The following is a 25216-nucleotide window of genomic DNA, read 5'->3' as shown; positions in this document are numbered from 1 at the left end:
CGGTTTCGACGTGGCGGGGCTGGACCCGCGCGGTAGGCCCGAGAAGAGCCGCGGCATGCGTGCGGTGCTCGGCGTCGGGGACGAGGCCGCGGGGGCTGTGGCCAGGATCGCCGAGGCCGCAGCCGGGGCGAGTGGCGGTTCGGACTTCTCGGACCCTCCGGCGAACGTGGTGTTCGGTGACTCGGCGGGTTGCACAGCCGTCGAGTTGCTGTCGCAGGTGCCTGCCGACGCCGCGTTGGGGTGCTGGGTGCTCACGCCGCAGCGCTTCGCCTGGCTGACCTTCAGCGCGGACCAGAGCGCGGACGACCAGTCGGAGGGGTTGTTCGGTGGCGCGCTGCGTTTCGGCCGGGGTGCGGTGAAGTTCGCCCAGGAGCTCGCCACGAGCAAGACCGAGCACGAGCCCGGCGTGCCCGTGGCGGTTCCGCAGGTCACTCCGCGCCTGGAGATCGAGCGCGCGGCGATCACCGAGATCAGCGTTCAGCGCCGCGATCTCGGCCGCGGCTACAAGTACGAGCCCTGGTACCTGCGGGTGCGGTTGGCGGATGGCTCAGGCGTGGACGTCTGCAGGTCGCAGGAGCAGAGCCAGGTTCAGCGCCTGCTGGACATGTCCCACGGGAAGATCTGATTGGTGCGGGATCAACGTGAAGTCGTTCGCCTGCTCACCGAGTACTGGTGCGGGCCTGGCGCAGGATCGCCGAGGCCCGGCGGAGCGCGGACAACCCCGACGAACGCCCGGGACTTCTCGGCGGACTGCTCGGCAGGGGCAAGGCGAACGACGACCAGGTGGAACCGGTCGAAACCTGGTGGCAGGTGCAGCAGAGCAGCATCGCCGAGTACACCTCGGCCGCCCGGGGCAGGGGCTTCGAACCGGTCGAGTTCTTCCGGATCAACTTCGCCGACGGTTCCGCGCTGGAATTCCGGCTCAAGGACGCCGCCGACCTGGTCGGGATCACCGAACAACGCATCTGACGGCCAGCCCCGGGAGAACGGCGTTCCCGGCCGGAAGCGGTTTCGTCCGCGTCGGTGGGCGCGTGCTGGGCTCGCTGGTGTGGAGCCGGAGGGTCACCCGCTGGTAAAGATCTGGTTGAGCATGATGATTCCAGGTCAAGTGGGTCGTTGGGCACCGTGATGTCGCTCGATAGGGTCAATGGGTGACGAGTCCGGAGGGTGCATGACCGACGATGTTCCGCTGTTGGGTGGGCGGTACCGGTTGGGGTCTCGTCTGGGCGGCGGTGGGATGGCCGACGTGCACCGGGCGATGGACACCCGGCTGCAGCGGCTCGTCGCGGCCAAGGTGTTCCGCTCGGCGACCGATGAGCTGGGGCGCAAGCGCTTCGCCGAGGAGGCCCGCATCCTCGCGGGCCTGAGCCACCCGGGCCTGGTCACGGTGCACGACTTCAGCGCCGACGAGGACGAGCTGTACCTGATCATGGAGCTGATCGAGGGCGGCACGCTGGCCGACGTCACCGAGGCGGGCCCGATGCCGCCCGAGGACGTCGCCGACATCGGCGGCAAGCTCGCCGACGTCCTCGCCCACGTGCACGGCAACGACGTCGTGCACCGCGACGTCAAACCCACCAACGTGCTCATCGGCAACGACGGCCGGGCGTTCCTCGCGGACTTCGGCGTGTCGCGGCTGGCTGACGCGGCGGGCAGGCTGACCGATTCGGGCATGGTCGTGGGCACCACCACCTACATGGCCCCCGAACAGATTTCCGGCGGTGACGTGGGTTTTCCCGCCGACGTCTACGCGCTGGGGCTGGTGCTGCTGGAATGCGTGACCGGCCGGGTGGAGTACCCGGGCGGCCCGGACGCGGCGGTCGCGCGCCTGGTCCGCCCGCCGCAGGTGCCCTACGGCATCCCGGCACGGCTGCGACGCGGACTGCTGGCGATGCTCGCCGCCGACCCGGCGCGCCGGATCAGCGCCGAGCAGGCCGGTGACCTGCTCAGCGGCCGCACGACCGAGGTCATCACCCCGATTCCGGCACCGATGCCCGCGCCACCGCGCATCCCGCAGCAGCGGGTGCAGCGCCCGCCGACGCAGTCGATGCCGATCCAGCCGCAACCCTCGCGCCCACCAGCGGCGCCGATCGCGGCCGGGGCGTTGGCGGTGCTGGCGGCGGTCGTGCTCGCCGTGGTCCTCTGGTCCGAATCCGACGAAACACCGGAATTGGCACCGGCTCCCGGATCACCCGGCCTCGAGCGGCTGCCCGCGGACCTGGCGGACCTGGAGAGGCTGGTGCGCGGATGAACCGGCTGCTGCCCGCCGTGCTCCTGGTCGGGCTGGTGCTGGCCGGATGCGGTGAGGACCCGCAGGTGCGCGCGCAGCTGAGCGCCCGCGTCGCCGAGGTCAAGGCCGCCGCCTTGGCGCACAACCGCCTGGACGCCGAAACCGCGCTGGTCGCGCTGCATCGCGACATCGCCCAGGCCGTCGCCGATGGCACGCTGGACTCCGAGAGCGCCGGATCCATCATGGCCGCCGCCGAGCGGGTCGCCGAGGACCTGCGCGCGATCCCGGCCCCCGGGCCCGCCCCGATCACGATCACGGTGGACCCGGACCCCCGGGCTGAGGACAAGAAGTCCCGAGGCAACGACGGCTGACACCCCACACTCCGAAAACCCCCGTAATCAGGACCCCGAAAACCGCAGTAATCCGGACCCCGATTACCGCAGTTTTCCGTCCCCGATTACGGCGGTATTCAGGGTTTCCCGGGATTACCGCCGTAATCGGGTTCCTGATTACCGGGGTAATCGGGGGTCTGATTACTGCGGTAATCGGGGACCTGGTGTCACCAGCGCAGGGTCCAGGGGGTGGTGTCGGCGAGGGGGTCGGTCGGGACGTGGGCCGGGTGGACGTATTCGACCCGGGTGATCGGGCCGGCCGGGAGCACCTGGCGGTGGACGAAGGCGGGCAGCAGCGTGGCCGGGTCGACGTAGTAGGTGAGGTCGGCGCCGGAGCCGGTGTTGTCGGCGGGCTGGAACGGGTAGGTGCGCGGGTCCAGCCCGGCGTCGTGCAGCGCGAACAGCAGGTGCTGCATGTCCCCACCCCCGGCGGGCCGCGCCCGCACCTCGATGCGCAGGTAGCGCCGGCCGCCGACCTCGACGGGCGTCGGTGGCAGCGGGGTGAGGAACCGGTGCTCGCCGCGCAGCGACTCGATCATCGCTTCGGCCTGCGAACCGGTCAGCCCGCCGGGGATGATCCCGTCGCCCAGCAGCGGCCGCGAGCTGACCCGGCACAGCGCGTTCGGCTCCGGCTCGTCCCACGCCTGGCGGGACGGCAGGTAGCCGTGGCGCACGCCGTCGACGCAGCGGGTCCGCACGACGCTCCGGCCCCTCCAGTGCTCGATGCTGGTGCCCACGTGCCGCCCCGCGCGGTAGTCGTAGATCTCGTCGCTGACCAGCACCATCCGCCGCGCTGCGGCGGCCTCGGGCGTGTCGAAGCGTTCGCGGCGCGTGTGCACGACGGTCTGGGTGGCTTGCCGCCGGTACACCTCCCAGAACACCTCCTCGGGCCGTTGCGGTTCGGCGGCGCACCCCGGCAGCAGCGCGCACAGCACCAGGAAGGTCATCAGTCGCACAGCGCTTCCACCACGTCGCGGGCTTCGGCCCGGAAGGCCTGGTCGAGGAAGTAGAGCTTGTCGGCGAGGTCGGTGAGCTGGCTGCGCGCGACGACGACCTCCACGCCGTCCTGGGCGATCGAGACCTCGTCTCGCACCAGCAAGGTCACCACGACCTCGCCGCGACGCTCGCACGCGGGAATTCGCCAACTGGCGCACATGTTCGTCCCTCCACATAGGAAATTCGGTGCGGACGAATCTGCTCGTGTGCCAGCGGGGCACGCAACATCCCGTTCCGGGGACGGCGGCGACGTGACCTCCGGGCAAACACCGGGAGGGGTGATCAGCGGAAAGCGCGGGGGAGAGCGGCTGAGCGGCAAACCGTGAGCGGAACTTGCCGGGAATCGGGGGAATCCGTCCCTTCCCGCTCTCATCTTACACGGGGGAGGGGGACTTGCGGCAAGGCCCGGGGTGTGCCGCAGAATGCTCCGCCTGGGCCTGGACCAGCGGAAACGCGGTGCCCGGCTGGGGGAGTCGATCAATTGCGAGGGGCACGTGCCTGTGCACGAAGAACAACTGCGGTCCGAGCGCGCCCACGTGGACGGTCTCTACCGACGTCTCGACGCCGAGCGCACCCGCGTCGAGGCCCGCTACCGGGAGGCGCTGCGGGGCAACGGCACGTCGCCGATGGAGCGCGACGTGGAGGTGCGGGCGCAGGCCGGGGAGCTCAAGCGGCTGGGCGTGGCCGACCACGGCCTGTGCTTCGGCCGACTGGACGCGGTCGACGGAGAGCGCCGCTACATCGGCCGCATCGGCCTGTTCGACGAGGACGACGACTACCGGCCGCTGCTGCTGGACTGGCGTGCCCCGGCGGCACGTCCCTTCTACACCGCGACCGCGGCGAGCCCGGAGGGCATGCGCCGACGCCGGCAGTTCCACACCCGGGGCCGCGAGATCACCGACTTCACCGACGAGGTCCTGGGCCGACCTGACGGCGAAACCGCTGGTGACGCGGCCCTGCTCGCGGCGGTCAACGCCCCGCGCGGGGAGGGGATGCGCGACATCGTCGCCACCATCCAAGCCGAGCAGGACCGCATCATCCGCCTGGACCACCCGGGCGTGCTGGTCATCGAGGGCGGCCCGGGAACGGGCAAGACCGTCGTCGCCCTGCACCGCGTGGCCTACCTGCTCTACGCGCAGCGGGAGCGGATGGAGCGCAGCGGCGTGCTGGTGGTCGGCCCGAACCCGGCGTTCCTGAACCACATCGGACGCGTGCTGCCGTCGCTGGGCGAGTCCGACGTCGTGTTCGCCACCACCGGTGACCTGGTGCCCGGCCTGCACGTCACCGCCGAGGACGGGCCGGAGGCGGCGGAGCTCAAGGGCTCGCTGGAGGTCCTCGACGTGCTGCGCGCGGCCATCGCCGACCGCCAGCGGCTGCCCGAGCAGCCCCGGAACATCGAGCTGGAGGACGTGACGGTCCGCATCGACGCGGCGACCGCCGCGTGGGCGCGCGAGGAGGCCCGCGACAGCGGTCTGCCGCACAACGAGGCCCGCGCGGTGTTCATCGAGATCGTCACCTACGTGCTCACCGAGCGCGCCATCGCCCGCATCGGCCAGGGCTGGCTGACCAGGGACGACGCGGAGGCGTGGGAGGCGCTGCGCGCCGATCTGCTCAGCGAGCTCGCGCAGCACCCCGATTTCACCGAGGTGCTGGACGAGCTGTGGCCGATCCTCGCCCCGCAGCGGCTGCTGGCGGATCTGTACTCCTCACCGGAGCGGTTGCGGACCGTTGGCGCGAAGCAGCTGCACCGCGCCGAGGGTGCGGCGTGGACGGTGTCGGACGTGCCGCTGCTCGACGAGCTGGTCGACATGCTCGGGACGACGAAAACGGCTGGCGGCGAGAAGGATTCGGAACGGGAAGCCGAGTACGCCGCAGGGGTCCTGGAGATCCTGCAGACCGAACGCCACGACCTGATGGACGACGAGGACCACCTGCTCGCCCAAGACCTGCTCCACGCCGAGGACCTGGCGGAGCGCTTCGTCGAGCACGACACCCGCGAGCTGGCCGAACGCGCCGCCGCGGACCGCGACTGGACCTACCGCCACGTCGTCGTCGACGAGGCGCAGGAGCTGTCCGAAATGGACTGGCGGGTGCTGATGCGGCGCTGCCCGAACCGCTCGTTCACCGTCGTCGGCGACCTCGCGCAACGCCGCTCACCAGCGGGCGCCCGCACGTGGGGCGCGGTGCTCGACCGCTACGTCCCGGGCCGCTGGGCCTACCGCGAACTCACGGTCAACTACCGCACCCCGGCCGAGATCATGGAGGTCGCGGCCGCCCTGCTGGCCGACTTCGCCCCCGACGTGACACCCCCGGACTCGGTCCGCGCCTGCGGAGTCCAACCGTGGCACCGCCAGGTCGCGGAAACCGATATGTCCCGGGCCGTAGCGGATTTCACCGATGCGGAAGCGAAACGCGAAGGAACCAGCGTCGTCATCGGACCGCCCGGCGTCCCCGGCGCGGTGGCCCCGGCCGAGACCAAGGGCCTCGAATTCGACGCGGTCCTGGTCGTCGAACCCGCCCGAATCCTCGCCGAGAACCCCCGGGGAGCCGCCGAGCTCTACGTGGCCCTCACCCGCGCGACCCAACGCCTCGGCGTCCTGCACCACGACCCGCTCCCGGAAGTCCTCGCCTCCCGTGTCGGGAAACGTTGACTGAAACTCCCCAGGAGGCGGCCGGTCAGGTGGTGATGCGTTCGCGGAGGACGTCGACGCCTGGTCCGTCGAGCTCGCCGAGGGCGACGGAGCGTCCGGTGATGGCCAGGGTCAGGGCCTCGGACGGGCCGCGAACCTCGCTGCCCTCGCCCCAGGCCCAGTCCTGGTCGGTCGCGGTGAGGCTGAGGCCGGTGAGCCGGCCCGCTGGGAAGAACGCGCGGGCACCGGTTTTCGACACCAGGAAGTCCAGCGCCGGTCGCCACGAACCCGGCGGCGGGTTGACGTCGAGGCCGAGCGGCCGGGCGGCGTCGCGCAGGTGGATGCAGGTGTCGGTCATCGGCCCGTGCGGTCCGACGATCGGCACGTCCATCCTGGTCCCGGCGAGCCGGCGCAGGCCGGCCACGAGCTCGTCGGTGGGGCGGCGGGCCCACTCCCGGGTCTGCTCGTCGACGTAGCGGTCCAGGTCGCCGCGGTAGCGAACCACGTTCCGCAGCACGCGAAACCAGTTGAGGCGCGTTTCCAGCGGAGCGAGCAGGTGCGCGGCGACCTCGCGCACGGTCCACCCGGCGCACAGGCTCGGCGTCGCCCACTGCTCCGGGGTCAGCGAGGCGAACATGTCAGCGGCCAGGCGGCGGTTCTCCTCCGAGATGCGGAAGAGCTCTTCGTAGTCCATCGTCACCTGCCGACCGTACGACGAACGCCCGACGCGCTCGCCCGTTTTCCGCCGAACTCCCGCGGGTGCCCGTCGTTCGCGCGCTAGAGGTCGAGCAGCAGCCGGACCAGCTCCTCCGGCGTGGTGATCATGCAGTCGTGGCCGGTGTCCAGCTCCCGCACGACCGCGGGTTCACCGTTGGGCTGCACCGCGGGGACGGGGCGTCGGACGAAGCCCTCCGGGACGTCGGTGCAGTGGATGTGGGCGCGGGGGATCGCACGCGCGGCCGGGTTGTCGAGGCGGACCACCTGCTGCAGCGCGCCGATGGGCTGGTCGGACAGCATCGACCGCAACCAGGCCAGGTCGGCGGGGTCGGTGACCCCGAACAGGCCCTCCGCGGTTTCGGGAGGTGGCGGCACCCGGAACCCGCTCTCGGAGTTCAACGCCCGGTCGATGGCCGCCTTCGCCTGCGGCATCACCTCGGCTGCGGTCTCGCCGTCCTCCGGAACCATCGCGTCGAGGTACACCAGCCGCGCGATGCGCTCCGGTACCCGGTTGGCGGCGTCGGAGATGACCAGGCCCGCGTAGCTGTGCCCAACGAGCACGACGTCGTGCAGGTCCTCGTCGACGATCAGCCGGACGACGTCGTCGGAGTGGGTGTGCACCCCGACCTCCGGGCCGAGCAGGTGCGCGGTCTCGCCGTACCCGGTCAGCGTCGGGGTCAGCACCCGGTGCCCGGCCAGCAGCGGAACCACCCGATCCCAGGCGCGACCGGTGTGCCAGGCGCCGTGCACCAGCAGGAACGTGGACATGCGAGCCTCCTTCAGCGGATCTGCCGATCACGGTGCCGCCGCTGCGCGAGGACGACCAGAACCCCCGCGACCCTGGGACTGGCAGGACCAGGCACGCCCACCCGCAGCCGCCTACGCTGGCGTCGTGGCCGAGGAGAACCTGCTGGGCGAGTTCGTGCGCGCACGCCGCGAGCTCGTCACCCCCGATCAGGCCGGGATCGCGGTGACCGGCGTGCGTCGCGTCCCGGGCCTGCGCCGGGAGGAGGTCGCGATGCTCGCCGGCATCAGCGCCGACTACTACCTGCGTCTGGAGCAGGGACGTGACCGCAACCCGTCGGTGCAGGTCCTGGAGTCCCTGGCGCGAGTGCTGCGGCTCGACGAGCCCGCGACAGAGCACCTGCTGCGCTTGGGCGCCGCGAAGCCGAGGCGCCGCGAACCGCGTCCGCAGCAGCTGCGGCCGAGCACCGCGAAGCTGCTCGGCTCGCTGGGGCTTCCGGCGTTCGTCGAGAGCCGCTACCTGGACGTCCTGGCCGCCAACGAGCTGGGCACGGCCCTGTCACCGCGCTTGGTGCCGGGCAACAACCGGCTGCGCGACATGTTCCTGGACCCGGCCGAGCAGGACCTCCACCCGGACTGGGAAACCGACTCGGTCGCCGCGGTCGCGGGCTTCCGCAAATCGGTGGGCACCGACACCGACGATCCCCGCTACATCGAGATCGTCGGCGAGCTCAGCCTCGCCAGCCCTCGTTTCAGCCGCATCTGGGCCCGCCACGACGTGCTCGTCTGCGCGGCCGCCCCGATGCGCATGGACCACCCGCAGGTCGGCGACCTGGTCCTCAACCGCGAGCGCCTCGGAGTCGAGGGGAGCCCGGGTCAAGCGCTCGTCATCCTCCACCCGGACCCGGGCACCGACAGCGCCGAGAAGCTGACGCTGCTCGCGGCGGTCACCGGCCGAGGTGATCAGCGCGTTCGCTGAGCCCATGTCGGCCTGCCTGGCGGCACAAAACGGCCCTGGTCAGCGGTGACCAGGGCCTGGCGTTACTTGCGGACGATCTTGATGATGATCTGGCCGACGATGAACCAGATGAGCGCGGCCAGCGCGTAGTTGAGCACGACCCCGAGCAGCGCGTCGTCGGGGGTGAAGACGTCGCCGAGCCCGAGCACGAAGGTCTGCGCGAGCGTGTAGATGAACGACACGAAGCCGTTGCTCTGGTTCGCGTCCAGCACCACGAACAGCACGTGCAACGCGAACACCAGCACCACGATCGACACGACGATCCGCACGACCCGGGCAATCGTTTCCCCGACCTGCCCCGGGCGGCGAGGAGGGCGCCGGTCGCCGTAGTCGTCCCCGTACGGGTACCGCCCGGGGTCGTTCCGGTCGTAGGGATCGTGTGGCTGGTAACTCATGGTGCGGATTGTGTCACGACCCGCACGCAGAACAAGTCGAGCGATCAGGTGTGTTTCGCCGGGGGTGACGGCGTGGCTTGACCCTGCCCCGAGGGCACGCCCTTGACTACCGCAGGGACGGCTCGACGACGGGAGGCACGCGATGGTCAACCAGCTCAAGCGGCGCTGGCAGCTCGCCAAGGTCAGACCCGGCAGGTCTTCTCCCGCTCCTTGTTCTTCATCGAACTCGCCTCCTTGGAGGGAACGCGCCGTTCCTACGCGGTCGATGTCCGGTACCTCGCCGACGCGAAGACGAGGCAGCAGCACGAAGGCGGAGAAGGCAGAGCGCCTGCCGCGCTGTACCGGGACGGCGTGCAGGTGTCCCGCTCGAACCTCCCGACGACGTTCCCGGTGCCCGGTGGCGTCATCGAGGTGGCCACCACCGCGTTCGGGTTGAAGCGCATGCACTTCGTCGCCGACGACGGCGCTGAGGAGGCGCTGGTCCCGCACCGCCGTTCGCAGGAAGGCCTGTGGGGCCGGTTCGGGCGGCGGTTCCCCCGCACCAGCGCCTTCGTCGGCGCGGCAGCGGTGGTCGTCCTCGTCGCCGCCCTGGTGGTGAACCTCCTCCACGGTGTCGAGGTCCTGACCCACAGCCCGGTCCTCGCCGAGCGGGTCGGCGCGTTCACCTCCCCGATCAGTCTTCCCACCTGGGCGAACGTCGCCTTGATCACCGCCGGGGTCCTCGCCGCCGTCGAACGCGCCACGAGGCTCCGCTACAACCGCTTCCTCGACGTCGTGACGTCCTGACCCTCACGGCTGCCGGAGGGCCTCGGAGGTGAAGAGGTAGTTGCGCCGGTCCGGGGTCACCTCGCCGGCGGGAACCCACTCATCCGGTTTCCACACGTGCATGCGGTACCCGAGTTCCCGCAGCGTGGCGGTGAATTCCTCGGCGTTGGTGGAATAGCGGGAGAGGTGCCGGTCTTCGATCTCCAGCAGCAAGGTCGGGCGGTTCGCCTCGATGATGTCGCGGGCGCCGGCGATGACGGTCGGTTCGAAGCCTTCCACGTCGATCTTCATGAAATCGACGCGCGGGACGGAGTTCTCGGCGCAGAACTCGTCGACGCTCCGAATGGGGGTGGGCCAGCTGCGGGTGCGGGTGAATGCGGAATTCGGCCGGTCCTGCCGCACCCCGTCGTTGACGTGCGCATGACCGTGGATCGGGGCGATGCCGAACTTCACCGGCAGCGCCATCTCCAGCTCGCCGGGCCGGTCGCCGACCGCCGCGCCCATGACGTGCACGTTGTCCAGGCCTGATGCGCGGATACCGGTGCGCAGGACGCGGCGCGGTTTCGGCTGGGGCTCGAAGGAGTACACCGCTCCGGACGAGCCGACCAGCTGGGCCAGGCTGAAGCTGTACATCCCGTACGCCGCACCGATGTCGAAGCAGATGTCGCCCGCGCGCACGAGTTGCGGCAAGCCGCGCAATTCCGGTTCGGCCCACGACATCGCTGCCGCGCCGCGCAACGCGCCTGCGATCGCGGAGAGCCGCCTGCGCGACGAAGTCACCGGAGGTGGGGCCGTGGAAATGTACTCGGTGCGCACGATGCTGATCCGTTTCTGGTCGCTAGGAGGTCTTAGTGCTGCGAACTCGATGAGACGATCAAAGCCTATTGAGCGCGGTGTTCCCCGACATGCGGATCGTCCCCTGAATTTCCCCCACGGGCTGGCGGGTTTTCGACAGATCGGTGCTCATCGCGCGTTCTCCGGCAATCGCTCGGCGGTACTGCTGCGCGATCCAGTCTGGAGCTCGTACCGGTTCCTGGGATGGACTTTTCAGGGTGTTCCCGGAGAGTTCATGGTCAGCAACGGTCGGCCTCGCTGCGTGGCCATGTTCGGACGTCGTGCGTGTCCGCAGTGGGCGGTTTCCGGAGTCGACGTCACCGCATAGCTGCCGGGGTCACCTGCAGCGCGACACCGCTTCCCGGCGGCATGAAAAATGCCGCACTCCGCATCGAGAATTGTGGTACAGCGGGTGGATGACGATTCGCGCGTGGCTGACTGGGTGGGAGATGGAATGCTGCGGCACTCCGTTTCGCGTGGGCGACGAGGTGGCTTGGCCGCTCATCGACCTCGATGACAAGGGCCTCGCCTTCGTGCGGGAGCGGCTCGGCGACGACGCAGGTGCTCCGATCACCCACAGCGCGGTCTTCCACGGAAGGCGCGGGGTGGACGTCCCCAAGACTCCCGCTCACGTGACCGGAATTCACGCCGTTCTCCACCGCTTCGAGCTGATCGCCGCTCGCGAGGTGCGCCCGATACCGCACTCGGGCCGTCTCGTGTGGCTGCACGATTCCGACGATCGCGCCGACCTCGGCCTGGGCGAGGACGAGCAGTTCGCGGCCTACCTCGTCGACCTCGACCTCCACGACCAGCAGCCATGAACGCCGAGCCGTCGCCACGCCTGACCAGCCGTGGAATGGACAATGGCTTCATGACCGCACCTTCACAGCCACGACTTCCCGCATGCGAGTTCTGCGGCGGGCAACAGGTCGGCGGCCTCCAGCTCACCGGGCAGTACGTCGGTGTGCACCCGCGCGGAAAGCGGATGTGGATGAGGCCGTTGTCCACCGTGAGCGCGGTGACCTGCCTCGGCTGCGGGCACACCCGACTCGTCGCCGACGATCTCCCAGCCCTCCGGAAGGAAGCGCAGGAGAACCCGCACCACTTCTACTGGTGAAGAACCCGGTAGTGCAGGTGCGTGACGCCGGGTGCGTTGAGCACGCGCGTCAGCTCGAACTCGATGTGGTCTGCGCCGAACAGGCGTCGCCCGTCGCCGAGCGCGACCGGGACCAGGTGGATCTCCAGCTCGTCGAGCAGGCCCTCGCGCAGCAGCGACTGCGCGAGGTCAGCACCGTGCACCATCACGTCCCCGTCGCCGGCGGCGGCCTTGGCCTCGCGCATCGCGGTCGCGGCGTCGGGGACGTAGTGGACCCAGCCGCTCTGCGGCGCCGGGGGTGTGCCGCGCGTGGGCACGAAGATCGGCACCCCGTGGTGGTCACCGCCCCAGTGACCGGCGTGGTCGAACGTCCTGCGGCCGACGACGACCGCGCCAGTGCCCATGACCTCGGCGAACACCTGCCCGCTCACCCCCGGCGGGTCGAAGTGCGGGTAGTCGGAGACGGGCTCACCCAGCCACTCGTGCAGCCGGAGGCCGCCGTTGCCGAGCCCGTTGTCCGGGCCGTCGTCCGGCCCGGTGATGAACCCGTCGAGCGACATCGACATGTACAGGATCGACTTCGACATGCGGTCTCCTCCTCCGGATGGGCGGCTCTCGTCCTGGTAGACCAGCTCGGCCGGAAGGACTCATCGGTCGCGCGCGAGAGCGGCTTCTCGTGGTGGAGTCGACCGAAGAGCGGTTTAGCGCAACGCCCTGCCCGGTAGCCTCCCCTGAGGCGAACGCGATCTTGGGTGGGTGCAGTGACGAGCGACGCGTGGAATGTCTCGCTGAACATCATCGCCAGCGTGATCACGGGTTCGACGGTCTGGCTCGTGACCAAGGCGATGGCCTGGCGCCGCCTGCGACGCATGCAGGTCTTCTTCGGCTTGACCGGTGGCGAGGAGTGCCTCGTGGTCGTTCCCCGCCACGCCTCGTCGAACCGCGGCAACAGCGTGCACCGCAACGACGCGGCGGCTCTGCTGGAGCTGACTGCCGTGCTCGGCGATTGCAGGGCGCGGCCGGAGGTGGTGTTCCACGACGACGTCTACCAGGGCGCGGTCGACAAAGCGGAGTTCTGCATCGGCGGCCCCGAGGCCAATCAGCGCACCGCGGCTCACCTCCGGTCCGCAGTGCCGAACCTGCGACACGCGCGGTTCGAGGACGACCCCGAAGGCGTCACCATCAGCGTCGGCGAGCACCACTTCCCAGCCGAGATGGGCCGGTCGGAGTACGTGGCGCTGGCCAAGATCCAGCGCGAGGGACAGGACAAGCCGGCATTCCTGATCTGCGGCCAAACCTCGGTCAGCAACCGAGCGGCCGCCCGCTACCTCCAACGCAACTACGCCCGGCTCATGCGAACCTACGGCCTGCGCAAGCGCTTCTGCCTGATCCTGCGAGTCGTCGAGTCCAACACCTACGGCCCCGCCGTCGTAGAACTCGCCCACGACGCCACCCAAGAAGCCTTCTCGTCGTCCTGAGCCCGCACATGCCGTTCACGGCCTGGTTACCGGTGGACCCATTTCGGATCGCCGGCTGCCGTCAGCACCTGCCGTACCACCTGAGGAGCTTCGGCATCGAGCTGAGCCTGCCATTTGCTGCGTCGTCGACGTTGATCCGGCGGGTAATGCTCTGCGAGGGCTTCCCACTGCGCCTTCGCTGTCCCCCTGTTGCAATGTGACTAACTTGTCGACTCTGGATTGGCAATGGATCTAAAGGTTGCATTTGCGTTCAGACAGATGCGATTCGTCACTTGAATGGGCTGCGGTGTGCTCCGGATGCGTAGTGCTATTGCGAATGGCCACGCGAGCGGCTGGAGTGTCCGTAGGATGCGCGGTCATGAGTGATCGATGGGATCTCAATGAGGAAGACCTGTGGGAAGAGGAGCCGCCAGAAGACGTAGTCGCCAGTCAGGCTGATCCTTCGGGTGGCCTTCTCGTGGGCCAAGATCCAGAGAAGGTCCTCGCTGTCTACATGACTGAGGAAGGGGAGGTGCGCTCGGTAAAGCTAGCCGACGCCTGGAAATCCCGTGTGGATCCGAGGAACCTTGCCTCGCAGGTTGTTTCGGCTGCAAACGCAGCAACGATTGAGGCTGCGGCAGCTCAGGCCGAGCTAGCACAGTCCTCAGGAGGTCAAGCGTCAGGGAACGGAACAAGAGTCCCAGATGACTCGCCGATTACATCAGCGGAAGCGTTGCAGCTTGTCGAGAGGGCTACTGCTGATCTCGAAGCGTTCCAGCGGCAAGTGCTTGCGGTTGCGGAAACGGTGGTGTCCGCCCAGAGCGGCGGTGGCCATGTCCAGGGAACAGCCAAGCGTGGCCAGGTGTTGGGCATCGAGATCGACGTTCGTTGGTGCAGTGCAGCACGGAATTCGGAGGTTGAAGGCGAGCTTCTTGATGTTCTAAAGGATCTTCGGTGCAAATCTTCGTCGACTGAATTGGCTAGTGGTCCTCAAAGTCAGGCGATTGCGCAGCTCTACTCGTGGGCAAGTGACCCGCAGCGCCTGTTGCGGCGTCTTGGTCTGAGTGCGTAGAACCACGATCATGGTAGGAGGCGACTATGGCTCAAGGAAGCGGCGACGGAATCAAGGTCTCGCTCGACGCTATGCGTTCGGACGCTGAATTGTGGCGCAGGCAAGCGCAGGCGATGTCGGGTCCGAAACGGGAGCTGGGGGCATTGCATCTTGATGGTGCCGCCCTTTCCTATTTCAGCATGGAAGCCGGGCTGGGTGAAACGCTCGAAACTTTGCGTACTGCGGTCGGCGATTTGCTTGAGCAAGGGCAGAAGTACTTCGAAAAGATTGCGGATGATCTAGATGCCGCAGCCAAGCAATACCAAGCCGACGACGAAGCCGGTGTTCACGAACTTAGCAAGGATAAGTGACCGGAGGAGAACTATGACCGCGGCCGCGGACAGCACTATCCAAATGGCTACCGAGAAGCTGACCGAAGCGCGTGACCTCGTTAATCAGCTGTACGATGGGGTCAATCAGCTGCTCAGCTGGGTTCCCGAAATGTTTGTTCACCTCATCGACCCGATTAAGAAGGGGATTGAGGAGTTCGGCAAGTTCCACATGAAGATCTTCGAGGAGATCAAGCAGTTCGTGACTCAACCGGGGAGTCCAGGCGCGTTGCGTGAAGTGTCAGAGAGGTGGACGAGTCAAGTCGCAGGGAAGCTGGGAAACATCGCTGGCGAACTGGGTCTCGACTTCCACCGAACCAATATCGAATGGGAGGGGAGGGCTGCAGAGGCGTACAAGGCGTTGGTGCCGGGCCAGGTTAAAGCTGTCAACGGCGTGAAGGGGGCTGCGGACAGCATGGTTACCACGCTCGGCACTCTGGCCAACGCAATTGAGAGCTTCTGGGTATCCATTTTGATCGCGATTACCACGTTCGTGGGCGGAATCATTGCGGCCATCGCTGGGATTGCGGGTGTAGTTACAGCACCTCCTGCGATCGTCGCGTTGACGTCGGTCTCCGTCGTTGTGATCGGCCTCATTACTTCTGCGATCAACGCGCTGGTTTCGACCATCCAGCCTATCAATTTGCAGGCCAAGAGCATCGCGAAGACGGTCGATGAGCTCGGAGATAAATGGAGGAAGCCGGAAAACAACGTGGAAATGGGAGACGGTACTGTCCGTGATGGCGATGAGTCCAACTGGGAGGCTCGATGATTCCGGTGGTGCCGCAGCCGCCCAATTGGTACGTGTCGGTTCCGCAGGACACGCTCCGCAGGGTTCGGGCAAGGTGCACTCTGGTGGGTCTGGTTTCCATGTTTCTCGCTGTGGTGTTTGGCGCCGTCGGGATGCCGTGGACCTTCGGTCTACCGACCGTGAACGATCCGAGGACCTTCATCGTCACGGGGATGATTGGGCTATCGTCCCTGTTCCTGCTGTTGATCGGAGCCTTGACGTTGGCCGGAAGGTCCAGCGTGAAGACTGGGCAACTCAACATGACCTCTTGCCGCAACCTGCGTCGGGCGGCTTTCGCATACTGGATGGGGGCCGTCGTGACGAGCGGTTTTGGTGCCGCGATGGTTGCTCTCATGGTGGTGACATCGGCCGCGTCAATATTGGGGCCACCGGCCGAATTCGACGGTGAGATCCTTTCTTTCCTGGCTTTTCTCGCGGTACCAGGCATTTTGGGCGGCGTTGCATGGGGTGTCATGTTGCGGACTCTGCGCCCCTGAGCGTTTGGCGTGGGCCGCGACGGGTTTACGGTCGGAAGCTGCAACCCTGCGTAATCGGTCCGTCCTTGGGGGCGGATCCCAGGAACTCATCCGGTCCGGGTTGGCGTGCGGGGGCTCGATGACCTCGATGATCACGCCGTCCTGCTTCGGGGGCACGTAGCTGCACGTGGGGCGTTGCTTCAGCCGGCCAGGCCTGCTGCCACTTCTTGGGCCAGGGGGAGGAGGCGTTGGGCTTCTTGGGTCGGGTCTGGGAAGGCGTCGGAGGCCGAGAGCTCTGCGGTCGTGTGGCCGACCTTGAAGGCGAGGCGGGTGCCCCCTTGGCTGCTCAAGGCGCAGACCGGGCCGTCGCCGAGCTGGGTTCGGATCGGGATCGGGACGGTGCCCATGATCTCGTCTCGGCAGAGGGAGGTTTGGCGGTTGGTTGCGCCTTGGTCATCTTGCCAGGTGCTCAGCGAGAGCTTGGCTTCGCCGTGGCCCTCGCCGATCGTGCCGCCTTCGGTCAGGGTGTTTCGGGTGCACCTGTTCTCGACGCGGTAGGAGACCGAGTGGTCGAACTCGGTCATCTCCGCGTCGCCGGCCAGGTAGCTCGCCAGCGCCTGGGGTTTGACCGGTTTGCGGAGAACGGCTTCGACACCTTGGGTGGGGAAGATCTCGCACGCATCCTTCTGACCGGCGTAGGGGCCGGTGAACTCGTATTGGCGGTGCGGGGTCGGTCCGGCGAGCGCCCGAGCCAGCATCGGCTGAACGATGGCATCCGCGATCGGCTTCCCGTCCTGGCCGCTCTCGCTGCGTCCGCCGTCGCTGTCGCGCGGTCCCTTGACGGTGGCCCTGACGACCAGGTCAGGACGGGCGAGGCGCACGTCCCACCAGTTGTTCTCCTGGTCGTAGTAGTTCTGCACGCTGACGCCGCGGTCCTGCGTGATCGGCCCGTCCTTGGGGTTGGGCTGCCAGTTCTGCATCCGGTCCGGGGCGGTGTACGGGGGCTGGAAGACCTCGATGGTCACCCCGGACTTGTTCTGGAACACGTAACTGCACACGCCTGGAGCCAACGAGCCTTCCTCAACGGTCCGGCCTGGCGGGACATCCCCGTCGAAGTAGTTGTGCAGCACGGCCATCTCCGGCGTCGGCTGCAGTCCCAGATTGTCCAGCGCGTCCATCGGCAAGAACTCGCACGCGTCGTACATCGCTGTCCCGCCGTAGCTGCCAGGGACTCCGGTGCCCGGTGTTTGCGCGAGTGCGACGACGGGGTCTCGGTAAGCGGGGGCCGTGCCGGCGGGTTCGTCGGCCTGCTTGGACTGCATTTCGACGATCACGAAGCCGAGCCGGGTCAGGAAGGCGATGAGCAGCACGCCGACGACGGCGAAAACGACACGAGGCCACTTCTTCTTCCGCTTGGGCGGTTGAGGCGGTGGCCCCCATGGTTGTTGCGGTTGCCAGTTCTGCTGCGGCTGCTGTCCCCAGTGCTGGTTCCAGCCCGGCTGATTCTGCACAGAAGTCTCCCCCTAGTAGACGCCCCCGCGGATGGCGACATCGTAAGGAAGCCGTGGCCGTCACCAGGCGTGATCGGTGAAACTGTTGGGTTCGCCTCGTTGTACCTGGTGGCTGAATCGAGGGGAGTCCTCTTACGTGCCGTTTGGGCAAGTGCCGATCTTGGTCGCGTTGTTGGTCTTGATCGGGAGGATTGATGAGCGGTCGTGTGGGTGTGCCGGTTCGGGTTCGGCGGGTGTCAAGTGAGCTTCGGGAGCTTCGGCTGCGCAGTGGGCTCGGGGCTGAGGAGGTCGCTGGGGCGCTCGGCATGTCCATGAGCAAGCTGTCCCGGATGGAGTCCGGGCAGCGGGGACTGCAGGCCGACGACGTGTCCGCGCTGCTGGGGCTGTACCGGGTGCCCGCGAAGCGGCGGGAAGAGCTGTTGAGCCTGGTCCGGAACGCGTCGATGCCCAACTGGTGGCAGGTGCAGGAAGGACGCCTGCCCGCGATGTGGGAGGAGACGATCCGTTTTGAGCGTGAAGCTGCAGCCATCTTCAACTACGAGACGATGCTGGTCCCCGGCCTGTTGCAGACAGGTCGTTATGCCGCTGCGCTGGTCGGAGGGATCGATCCGGACCTGAATATCGCTGAGGTCGAAACGCGGGTGTCCTCTCGACTGAGTCGTCAGACGGTGTTGAACAGGGCTAATGCTCCGTACTTCGAAGCTTTGATTGAGCGAAGCACCCTTGAGCGCCCAATCGGCGACGCGGCTGTGATGTACCAGCAGCTCCGGCACCTCGTCTCCGCAGCTAGACAGGACAACATCGCAGTCCGGGTCGTGGAGGCCAGCGTCGGAGCTCACCCGGGTCTCGCCGGGCCGTTCGTCATCTACGACTTCGACAGCCATCCGAGCCTCGTCCTCATGGAGAACCGCGGGAGCAGTGCGTTCCTGGAAGAAGCCCAGTACGTAGCAGCGGCACGAGAAGCCCTTCGGCGGTTGCACGCCGTCGCACTGCCTGAGGAGGATTCGATCGCGTTGATGACCGAAATCGCTGACGGACTAGTTTAAAACGCAAGGAGTGAATCAGTGGCTGCTGTGGAAGGCCAGGCACTTCAGTGGCGCAAGAGTTCTAGGAGCGCTAACGAAGCGAACTGTGTTGAGGTCGCCTTCGCTGGCGACGACGTGCACACCCGAGACTCGAAGAACCCTGCTGGTCAGCACCTGGTTTTCGGCTCCGAGGCGTGGTTGGGATTTGTGCGAGGCCTGCGGAATGGTCGCTTCGAGGAACCGTCTCGCAGTTGACCTTGTTAGATAGGGGTCAGTAGGGGCTTGACCACAAGATCAAGGCGCTGGGAAGCCCCTGCTGATGATCTGAGACCCAATTCACTCGTTTGCCGGTTCCTGTTTTGGTCAACTTCGCTACACGCGCGCAGACCCGTGCGCTAACGTTTGCCACGCTGGCAAGTGGATGTCCGTCGCCCTCGTTGCGACGGCACGTGGACAAGGGGAGTTCAGCGTGAGTAGCGAGGGAGGCGCGGCCTGATGTTTCCGAACGTGTGGGGTCAGATCGGCGAGACGGTTGATCGCATCGCGGACAAGACGGCGTACGCCGCATCGCAGGCTGCTGGCGGATCTATGCGGATCCAACCAGAGAAGGTCGACGAGCTCGCTCGCTTCTTCGATGACGAGGCGGACCGGCTGGAGAATCGAGAGGCCGACATCACGTTCCTCGCCGAAGTTCCGGCGGCGGGTACCGATCCGGTCAGCACCGGTGCGGCCACGACCTTTGGGCAGGTCGGTGCGGGTGCGCCGAACGCCTATATGGAGAACTACTCGAAGCTCGCTGTCGTTTTCAGGGACGCGGCCAATGCGTTGCGCCAAAGTGCGCAGCAGGTCCGCACGGACGACGACACGGCTTCTCTCAGCTTCAAGTCTTGAGCGTTCTAGGAGGAATCTTGCGTAAAGGGCTCACCGTCGGTGCGGTCTTCGCGAGCGTCGTGCTCGCGGGGTGCTCGGGTGGCGGTGCCACTCCCGAGCCTCCGAGCGGCGCTCCGACCGAGGCCCCGGCGCCGCCGAGCTCTTCTCGTACTGCCCCGGCCAAGTCGTTGCAGGTCGCTGACGCCTGCGGCGTGTTGACTCCGGAACAGCAGCAGGCGTTGGGAGCAAATCAGCCTCCCGAGGCGAGGGAGTCGAACGGCATGCAGGGCTGTTCCTTCGTGTCCGGCGAGTCAGGGACGAGTGCGGGGTGGAACGCCTTCGTTGCGGTTACCACCAAGCAGACTTTCCAACAGTTCGTGCAGTCGAAGCCAGGGACGCAGCCGATCACTGTTGCTGGCTACCCGGCGGCGAAAGCTGAGGTAAGTGGTCGGAACTGCACAGTCGTCGTTGACGTCTCAGATCAGGGCTCTGTCACGGCGTATGGCTTGTCAAGGGACCAAGCGGTAAACGGCTGCGACGTCATGCAGAAGGTCGCCGAGGCCGTCGTTCAGAATCTTCCGAATGCCTGAGGGGGTAGGCGGTGACCGACAACAGACATCTAGAACCCGCTAGTTTTGAGGGTGCGCAGCTGACGCAGATGCGCAATTGGGTCCAGGGCGGCGCAGGTGCTGAGGCACTCTACGAACAGTCCGGATTGTGGAACTCCGAAGATCAGTACATGCGGGACCTGAAGACTCGGCTTGAGGACAAGCTGAAGTCCGTTGGTGCGTTCATGCAGGCCAAGTCCGGTGAGGCCATGAAGGACCAGGCCATGCCGGTCGTTCTGTGGACCGAAATCACTGCGGACAGCGCGAAGCTGCAGTCGCAGCAGATGACTGCGCAGGGCGAAGCTTTCAAGAAGGTCCAGACGTCAATCCCGGCCAAGGGGGAAGAACAGTCCGTCCCTGACGACGGCTGGTTCGAAGAGGGCTGGGACAGCTTCTGGACCGGCTCGACGGATGCCGAGGACGCCAAGGCTCACAACGAGCAGCTGCGGCAGGAAGCCGTTCAGGCCTTCACCACCTACCAGGACACGACGCAGAGCAACGTGTCCGGCAGTGCTCAGTTCCAAGCGCCGCCGGCTGTTGCCCAGGGCGACGGCGGTGTGAGCAGCTCCTCCGGCCCCAGTGTCGGTGGTGTCGGCTCGTCGTCTCCGTCGTCCACCTCCAGCGCATGGGCCGGTGGATCGGGCGGCTCCGGCAGCTACGCCGGTGCGGGTGCCGGTGGTGCTGGCGGCGGTAGCTACGGCGGTGGGTCCGCTGGCACGGGTGCTGCTTGGGCGAACATGCCCGGCAACGGCTCGGGTTCGAACCAGAACCCCGGTGCTGGTCGCGTTCCTGGTGGGCCTGGGACTCCGGGTTACCCCGGTGGCACCCCCGGTCTCGGTGCCGGCCGTCCCGGTACTGGCACGGGCGCGGGTGCGCGTCCCGGTGCTGGTTCTGGTGCTGGTGGTCGTGGTGGCGCTGGTGCCGGTGCGGGCCGCGGTGTGGGTGCTGGTGCCGGTGGCCGCGCTGGCGGGCCCGGCATGGGTGCCGGTGGTCGTGCGGGCATGGGCGGTCTCGGTGGGGCCTCCGGTTCCGGGGTCGGCGGTGCCGGTGGCGCCGGCGGTCGCGGTGGTGCTGGTGCCGGTGCGGGCGCGCGCGGCCGGGGTCAGGAAGGCGAGGACGACCTCGAGCACGAGACCCCCGACTACCTCGTCGGCGACCAGGGGGTCTTCGACGAGGACCTGCCGAAGGTCGCGCCGCCGGTCTTCGGTGACTGGGACAACCAGCGGTAAGTGCTCGAAATCGCAGATCAGCTAGTGGGCGGCGCCGCATCGGTGCCGCCCACTAACTCTTGCAACATCACGGACGATCAGTGCTCAGGCTGTGGGGGACGGCCGTGCTCCAAAGGCTTCCGAACGGCTGAAGACTGGACGGATCAGTGAACAACTCGGAACACATCGTGGACGCCCTTGGGACCGTGCCGTCCACACTTTCTGGCTGGGGAGAACCGGTGAAGATCGAGCTGTCGAAGCAGGGCTTCCACGAGGCGTGGAACTACTTCAACCTCGGCACCAAGCCCCTCGTGCTCAACGTCCTGCCCGAAGGCATCCTCGAAACCGAGCGGCGCCAGGTCGAGGCTCGCGCGCGCGAGGAACTGCAGACGCTGGGTTTCGGCAACGAGATGCGGGAAGAGGACATCCAGGGGGCCCTGCTGCCGCTCACGCGCTACGAGCGGGCCTTCGACATCAACTTCCGGCAGCGCACGCCCGACGGCGGACAGCGCATCGTGGCGGGCATGGTGGCCTGCACCCGCGGCCACGCCACCCTGGCCGTGCTCACCGAGGACGCCGTGACCGTGCAGACGCTGCCCGCGGACTCGATGGTGCGGGCGATCCTCAGCGTGCTCCCGGACGACGTCAAGGCCGGTCCCGGGCGCGGTGTGTCGCTGCGCAGCTCGGCGATGGAAGCCGCCGCCAAGTCGGCAGGCAACGATCGCGAGATGGCCGAAGGGCTTGCGCGGCAAGGGATTCGCCGCGAGGAGGCCAAGACGCTGGTGGAGATGGCCGGTGGGGCGCGCAACGCCTACGCGCAGGTCGGCTACGCCGTCATGGACGGCCAGGGCAAGCGGTACCGGGCGCCGATGGTCACCAACTTCTTCGCCAACGCCAAGGGCTGGTACATGATCGAGAACAGCCACCGCAGCGACGAGGCGTGGACCACCATCGCGCCCATCGACCGGCAGCGGATGGTCAGCCGAGTCCAAGACCTGGTGAAGACGCTGTAACGGATCGATCCAGCCGGAGCCTCGGGTGCTGCGCGCCCGGGGCTCCGTCGCGTCTGGCCCGGGTTGCTCGGATCGACATCACGGCTCCGTCCTTTCCGCTGGATGGAAGAAATCTGCCAGATCAAGATCAACTTCCATCATAGAACAGGCTCTCGAACGACGTCCGCTCGGGGAGCGTTTTACGCCGGTGTGACCTGCGGAGATGCCCCTCACGTGGCTCAACTGTGCGGAAATCGGACACATTCCGATAAGTTTTGCCGAGATTAGTGCACTTCAGCGGCTTTGTTGATAGGACTTGCAACGGCCCCGTGCTCGTGCACGCCTTGTACGGGTAGAACTTCAAGGGCCAGGGCGGTGGGGCGGACTGATTCGTTCCACAAAACCGGGACCCCCGTGGGCAGCCGCCTTTCGGGACTCGGTACCGTCGCCCGCACCGATCAAGAGAAACCCCACATCACGGAGGACATGGTGGCCCTTCCCCAGCTGACTGAGGAGCAGCGGGCAGCAGCTCTGGAAAAGGCGGCTGCCGCCCGTCGCGCCCGAGCTGAGCTCAAGGAGCGCCTCAAGCGAGGCGGAACCACGCTGGCGGAGGTCCTGGAGACCGCCGACAACGACGAGGTCTTGGGCAAGATGAAGGTCTCCGCCCTGCTCGAGGCCCTTCCCGGCGTTGGCAAGGTCCGTGCGCAGCAGATCATGGAGCGGCTGGAGATCGCTAACAGCCGTCGGCTGCGCGGGCTGGGCGAGCGGCAGCGCAAGGCGCTGCTCACCGAGTTCAGCGGCGAGTGATCGACGCAAAAACCGGCGCTGAGCCGAGGACCGTCCGTCAGGGCGAGCCTCGGCTCACCGTCGTTTCCGGGCCTTCTGGAGTCGGCAAGTCCAGCGTGCTCAGCGAAGTGCGCCGGGAGGTTCCAGAGGTGTACTTCAGCGTGTCCGCGACCACCAGGGCTCCGCGTCCCGGTGAGATCGACGGGGTGCACTACCACTTCGTCTCCGTCGCGGAGTTCGAGCGGATGATCGCCGACGGCGAGATGCTCGAACACGCCCGCTACGCGGGAAACTCCTACGGGACGCCGCGCAAGCCCGTCGAAGAGGCGATCGCCTCGGGCAAACCGGCTGTGCTGGAGATCGAACTGCAGGGCGCGCGCCAGGTCCGCCAAGCCTGGCCGGACGCGCAACTGGTCATGCTGCTGCCGCCGTCCTGGGAGGAGCTGGTGGACCGGCTCACCGGACGCGGCACCGAAGCGGCCGACGTCGTCGAGAAGCGGCTCGCCGCCGCGCGGGACGAGCTGGCCGCCGAACCGGAGTTCGACGAGACAGTCGTCAACGCCGACCTGCAGTCCGCGACCAGCGAATTGGTACGATTGATACTCGGCCAGGAGAAGTGACGCCCGGGTGAGCCCGGCCGCCTGTCCCTTCCCGTCCTCCCGAGCGACCTACTACTGAGCAGGAGCCACACCTGTGAGCACCCCTAGCGCGCTGGCTGCGCTCAACAGCAGCCCGTCGACCAACACCGTCGAGGGCATCACCTACCCGCCGATCGACGACCTGCTCGAGCAGGTCAGCTCGAAGTACGCGCTGGTCATCTACTCGGCCAAGCGCGCCCGGCAGATCAACGACTACTACGCCCAGCTCGGCGAGGGCCTGCTGGAGTACGTCGGCCCGCTGGTCGAGCCCGGCCCGCGCGAGAAGCCGCTGTCGATCGCGCTGCGCGAGATCCACGCCGGCGTGCTCGAGCACACCGAAGGCGAGTGACGACCGAAGCGCCCGAGGACCGCCCGCGGGTGGTCCTCGGCGTCAGCGGTGGCATCGCCGCCTACAAGGCGTGCGAGGTGCTGCGCAGGCTCACCGAGACCGGCCACAGCGTTCGCGTCGTGCCCACCGAGGCCGCGCTGAACTTCGTCGGCAAGGCCACCTTCGAGGCGCTGTCGGGTCAGCCGGTCGAGACCGGCGTGTTCACCGACGTGCAGGAGGTGCCGCACGTGCGCCTCGGGCAGGAAGCCGACCTCGTGGTCGTCGTGCCCGCCACCGCTGACCTGCTGGCCCGCGCGGCCACCGGGCAGGCGCCCGACCTGCTCACCAACACCCTGCTCACCGCGCGCTGCCCGGTGCTGATGGTCCCGGCGATGCACACCGAGATGTGGGAGCACCCGGCGACCCGGCACAACGTGGCCGCGCTGCGCGAACGCGGCGTGGTCGTCGCCGAGCCCGACAGCGGGCGGCTCACCGGCAAGGACACCGGCAAGGGGCGGCTGCCCGACCCGGCCGAGATCGTCGACCTGGCCCGGCTGCTGCTGACCTCGTCGACCGCGCTGCCGTGGGACCTGGAAGGCCGGCGCGTGGTCATCTCCGCCGGTGGGACGCGGGAATCGCTCGACCCCGTCCGCTACCTGGGAAACCGCTCGTCCGGGCGGCAGGGCTACGCGCTGGCGCGCATCGCCGCGCACCGGGGCGCCGACGTGACGCTCGTGGCCGCGCACACCGCCGACCTGATCACGCCCGCCGGAGTGCGGCTGATCAAGGTCGGGACCGCCGAGGAGATGCGGTCGGTGATGCTCGCCGAGTCCGACGGCGCCGAAGCCGTCGTGATGGCCGCGGCCGTGGCCGACTTCAAACCGGTGAACCAGGTCGAGCACAAGATCAAGAAGACCGATCGGGACCCGGAACCCGTTGCGCTGGCCCGCAATCCCGACATCCTCGCCGAGATCGTCGAAGCCCGGTCGGCGGGCAAGCTCTCGGCCTCGCTGGTCGTCGGGTTCGCCGCCGAGACCGGTGATGCGACCTCGTCCGTGCTCGACCACGGGCGGGCGAAGCTGGCGCGCAAGGGCTGCGACATGCTCGTGGTCAACGCTGTCGGCGAGGGCATGGCCTTCGAGGTCGAGGACAACTCCGGCTGGCTGCTCGGCGACGACGGCACCGAGGAGCGCATCGCCTTCGGGGCCAAGTCCCTGCTGGCGTCCACACTGTGGGACGCGGTCGGTCGGCGGCTCTCCGACCAGTAGGG

The 25216-nt window shown here is 67.6% G+C and carries 32 protein-coding genes; 24 read left to right on the top strand and 8 right to left on the bottom strand.

The genetic code is table 11. The features are described from left to right. The first annotated feature begins 10 nt into the window (after positions 1-10). The 4 genes from R4I43_RS09090 to R4I43_RS09075 all read left to right on the top strand — a co-directional run bounded on the left by R4I43_RS09090 (position 11) and on the right by R4I43_RS09075 (position 2601). Positions 11-625, top strand: a complete 615-nt coding sequence (locus R4I43_RS09090) for a hypothetical protein (protein WP_324265116.1) — start codon at positions 11-13, stop codon at positions 623-625. A gap of 47 nt (positions 626-672) precedes the next feature. Continuing rightward, positions 673-969 carry a hypothetical protein gene (locus R4I43_RS09085; RefSeq protein WP_324265115.1) on the top strand — a complete coding sequence of 99 codons (297 nt, stop codon included), beginning with the start codon at positions 673-675 and terminating at the stop codon, positions 967-969. Between the two features lie 202 nt (positions 970-1171). Next, positions 1172-2251, top strand: a complete 1080-nt coding sequence (locus tag R4I43_RS09080; RefSeq protein ID WP_324265114.1) for a serine/threonine-protein kinase — start codon at positions 1172-1174, stop codon at positions 2249-2251. Further along, on the top strand, positions 2248-2601 hold the full coding sequence (locus R4I43_RS09075) for a hypothetical protein (protein WP_324265113.1): 354 nt from the start codon (positions 2248-2250) through the stop codon (positions 2599-2601). The genes R4I43_RS09080 and R4I43_RS09075 overlap by 4 nt, the downstream gene beginning before the upstream one ends. A gap of 188 nt (positions 2602-2789) precedes the next feature. Here R4I43_RS09075 and R4I43_RS09070 read toward each other — a convergent pair whose 3' ends face one another. Together R4I43_RS09070 and R4I43_RS09065 are read right to left on the bottom strand one after the other, a co-directional pair. Next, complete coding sequence (locus R4I43_RS09070) at positions 2790-3578, bottom strand: hypothetical protein (protein ID WP_324265112.1); 789 nt, start codon at positions 3576-3578, stop codon at positions 2790-2792. Then, on the bottom strand, positions 3569-3778 hold the full coding sequence (locus R4I43_RS09065; protein ID WP_324265111.1) for a hypothetical protein: 210 nt from the start codon (positions 3776-3778) through the stop codon (positions 3569-3571). Before R4I43_RS09065 ends, R4I43_RS09070 begins: the two co-directional genes overlap by 10 nt. A 334-nt stretch (positions 3779-4112) precedes the next feature. Here R4I43_RS09065 and helR point away from each other — a divergent pair, with 334 nt between their 5' ends. Continuing rightward, positions 4113-6269, top strand: coding sequence for an RNA polymerase recycling motor ATPase HelR (helR, locus tag R4I43_RS09060; RefSeq protein ID WP_324265110.1), 2157 nt, complete (start codon positions 4113-4115; stop codon positions 6267-6269). 25 nt (positions 6270-6294) lie between these two features. Here helR and R4I43_RS09055 read toward each other — a convergent pair whose 3' ends face one another. Both R4I43_RS09055 and R4I43_RS09050 read right to left on the bottom strand, forming a co-directional pair. Further along, entirely contained in the window at positions 6295-6942 is a 648-nt protein-coding gene (locus tag R4I43_RS09055; protein WP_324265332.1) for a maleylpyruvate isomerase family mycothiol-dependent enzyme, read from the bottom strand. Positions 6943-7025: 83 nt separating this feature from the next. After that, on the bottom strand, positions 7026-7733 hold the full coding sequence (locus R4I43_RS09050) for an alpha/beta fold hydrolase (protein ID WP_324265109.1): 708 nt from the start codon (positions 7731-7733) through the stop codon (positions 7026-7028). Positions 7734-7857: 124 nt separating this feature from the next. Between R4I43_RS09050 and R4I43_RS09045 the strand changes: the two genes are divergently transcribed. After that, positions 7858-8688 carry a helix-turn-helix domain-containing protein gene (locus R4I43_RS09045; protein WP_324265108.1) on the top strand — a complete coding sequence of 277 codons (831 nt, stop codon included), beginning with the start codon at positions 7858-7860 and terminating at the stop codon, positions 8686-8688. Positions 8689-8750: 62 nt separating this feature from the next. Here the strand turns inward: R4I43_RS09045 and R4I43_RS09040 are convergent, their stop codons facing one another. Continuing rightward, on the bottom strand, positions 8751-9122 hold the full coding sequence (locus R4I43_RS09040) for a hypothetical protein (protein ID WP_324265107.1): 372 nt from the start codon (positions 9120-9122) through the stop codon (positions 8751-8753). 210 nt (positions 9123-9332) lie between these two features. Between R4I43_RS09040 and R4I43_RS09035 the strand changes: the two genes are divergently transcribed. Then, complete coding sequence (locus R4I43_RS09035; RefSeq protein WP_324265106.1) at positions 9333-9908, top strand: hypothetical protein; 576 nt, start codon at positions 9333-9335, stop codon at positions 9906-9908. 3 nt (positions 9909-9911) lie between these two features. Here the strand turns inward: R4I43_RS09035 and R4I43_RS09030 are convergent, their stop codons facing one another. Then, complete coding sequence (locus R4I43_RS09030; protein WP_324265105.1) at positions 9912-10703, bottom strand: FkbM family methyltransferase; 792 nt, start codon at positions 10701-10703, stop codon at positions 9912-9914. Positions 10704-11137: 434 nt separating this feature from the next. Here R4I43_RS09030 and R4I43_RS09025 point away from each other — a divergent pair, with 434 nt between their 5' ends. Next, positions 11138-11542, top strand: coding sequence for a DUF6578 domain-containing protein (locus R4I43_RS09025; protein ID WP_324265104.1), 405 nt, complete (start codon positions 11138-11140; stop codon positions 11540-11542). A gap of 50 nt (positions 11543-11592) precedes the next feature. Further along, the gene (locus tag R4I43_RS09020; RefSeq protein ID WP_324265103.1) at positions 11593-11838 is read left to right on the top strand and encodes a hypothetical protein; all 246 of its coding nucleotides are present in this window, start codon (positions 11593-11595) and stop codon (positions 11836-11838) included. Here R4I43_RS09020 and R4I43_RS09015 read toward each other — a convergent pair. Next, positions 11829-12404: a dihydrofolate reductase family protein gene (locus R4I43_RS09015; protein ID WP_324265102.1), complete on the bottom strand. Its 576-nt coding sequence runs from the start codon at positions 12402-12404 to the stop codon at positions 11829-11831. The two genes, R4I43_RS09020 and R4I43_RS09015, sit on opposite strands and share 10 nt — an antisense overlap. Positions 12405-12578: 174 nt before the next feature. Between R4I43_RS09015 and R4I43_RS09010 the strand changes: the two genes are divergently transcribed. The 5 genes from R4I43_RS09010 (at position 12579) to R4I43_RS08990 (ending at position 16001) form a co-directional block, all read left to right on the top strand. Then, complete coding sequence (locus tag R4I43_RS09010; protein WP_324265101.1) at positions 12579-13295, top strand: hypothetical protein; 717 nt, start codon at positions 12579-12581, stop codon at positions 13293-13295. A 358-nt stretch (positions 13296-13653) separates the two neighbouring features. Beyond that, entirely contained in the window at positions 13654-14346 is a 693-nt protein-coding gene (locus R4I43_RS09005; RefSeq protein WP_324265100.1) for a hypothetical protein, read from the top strand. 26 nt (positions 14347-14372) lie between these two features. After that, positions 14373-14696 carry a hypothetical protein gene (locus tag R4I43_RS09000; protein ID WP_324265099.1) on the top strand — a complete coding sequence of 108 codons (324 nt, stop codon included), beginning with the start codon at positions 14373-14375 and terminating at the stop codon, positions 14694-14696. 13 nt (positions 14697-14709) lie between these two features. Continuing rightward, positions 14710-15486, top strand: a complete 777-nt coding sequence (locus R4I43_RS08995; RefSeq protein ID WP_324265098.1) for a WXG100 family type VII secretion target — start codon at positions 14710-14712, stop codon at positions 15484-15486. 83 nt (positions 15487-15569) lie between these two features. Then, positions 15570-16001, top strand: a complete 432-nt coding sequence (locus tag R4I43_RS08990; RefSeq protein ID WP_324265097.1) for a hypothetical protein — start codon at positions 15570-15572, stop codon at positions 15999-16001. A 179-nt stretch (positions 16002-16180) separates the two neighbouring features. On the opposite strand, the gene R4I43_RS08985 is transcribed toward R4I43_RS08990, so the two are convergent. Further along, the gene (locus R4I43_RS08985) at positions 16181-17491 is read right to left on the bottom strand and encodes a hypothetical protein (RefSeq protein ID WP_324265096.1); all 1311 of its coding nucleotides are present in this window, start codon (positions 17489-17491) and stop codon (positions 16181-16183) included. 194 nt (positions 17492-17685) lie between these two features. Here R4I43_RS08985 and R4I43_RS08980 point away from each other — a divergent pair, with 194 nt between their 5' ends. The 10 genes from R4I43_RS08980 (at position 17686) to coaBC (ending at position 25214) form a co-directional block, all read left to right on the top strand. Beyond that, on the top strand, positions 17686-18537 hold the full coding sequence (locus tag R4I43_RS08980) for a helix-turn-helix domain-containing protein (RefSeq protein ID WP_324265095.1): 852 nt from the start codon (positions 17686-17688) through the stop codon (positions 18535-18537). Positions 18538-18555: 18 nt separating this feature from the next. Next, positions 18556-18771: a DUF397 domain-containing protein gene (locus R4I43_RS08975; protein ID WP_324265094.1), complete on the top strand. Its 216-nt coding sequence runs from the start codon at positions 18556-18558 to the stop codon at positions 18769-18771. A gap of 240 nt (positions 18772-19011) precedes the next feature. Further along, positions 19012-19407, top strand: coding sequence for a PE domain-containing protein (locus tag R4I43_RS08970; protein ID WP_324265093.1), 396 nt, complete (start codon positions 19012-19014; stop codon positions 19405-19407). A gap of 59 nt (positions 19408-19466) precedes the next feature. Next, positions 19467-19976, top strand: a complete 510-nt coding sequence (locus R4I43_RS08965; protein WP_324265331.1) for a DUF3558 domain-containing protein — start codon at positions 19467-19469, stop codon at positions 19974-19976. Between the two features lie 149 nt (positions 19977-20125). Beyond that, positions 20126-21223 (top strand): hypothetical protein, encoded by a 1098-nt coding sequence (locus R4I43_RS08960; RefSeq protein WP_324265092.1) that lies wholly within the window; start codon positions 20126-20128, stop codon positions 21221-21223. 218 nt (positions 21224-21441) lie between these two features. Further along, positions 21442-22215, top strand: coding sequence for an ESX secretion-associated protein EspG (locus R4I43_RS08955; protein ID WP_324265091.1), 774 nt, complete (start codon positions 21442-21444; stop codon positions 22213-22215). 468 nt (positions 22216-22683) lie between these two features. Further along, on the top strand, positions 22684-23001 hold the full coding sequence (mihF, locus tag R4I43_RS08950) for an integration host factor, actinobacterial type (protein WP_093154362.1): 318 nt from the start codon (positions 22684-22686) through the stop codon (positions 22999-23001). Next, positions 22998-23600 carry a guanylate kinase gene (gene gmk, locus R4I43_RS08945; protein WP_324265090.1) on the top strand — a complete coding sequence of 201 codons (603 nt, stop codon included), beginning with the start codon at positions 22998-23000 and terminating at the stop codon, positions 23598-23600. Before mihF ends, gmk begins: the two co-directional genes overlap by 4 nt. 73 nt (positions 23601-23673) lie before the next feature. Then, positions 23674-23967 carry a DNA-directed RNA polymerase subunit omega gene (rpoZ, locus tag R4I43_RS08940; protein WP_010310991.1) on the top strand — a complete coding sequence of 98 codons (294 nt, stop codon included), beginning with the start codon at positions 23674-23676 and terminating at the stop codon, positions 23965-23967. Next, positions 23964-25214: a bifunctional phosphopantothenoylcysteine decarboxylase/phosphopantothenate--cysteine ligase CoaBC gene (gene coaBC, locus R4I43_RS08935; RefSeq protein ID WP_324265089.1), complete on the top strand. Its 1251-nt coding sequence runs from the start codon at positions 23964-23966 to the stop codon at positions 25212-25214. Before rpoZ ends, coaBC begins: the two co-directional genes overlap by 4 nt. The last annotated feature ends 2 nt before the right edge of the window (positions 25215-25216 follow it).

The sequence above is a fragment of the Saccharopolyspora mangrovi genome, from assembly GCF_035320975.1.
Lineage (GTDB): Bacteria > Actinomycetota > Actinomycetes > Mycobacteriales > Pseudonocardiaceae > Saccharopolyspora > Saccharopolyspora mangrovi.
The sequence above is the reverse complement of the archived record's forward strand: the minus strand, read 5'-3'. Positions and strand labels throughout refer to the sequence as shown.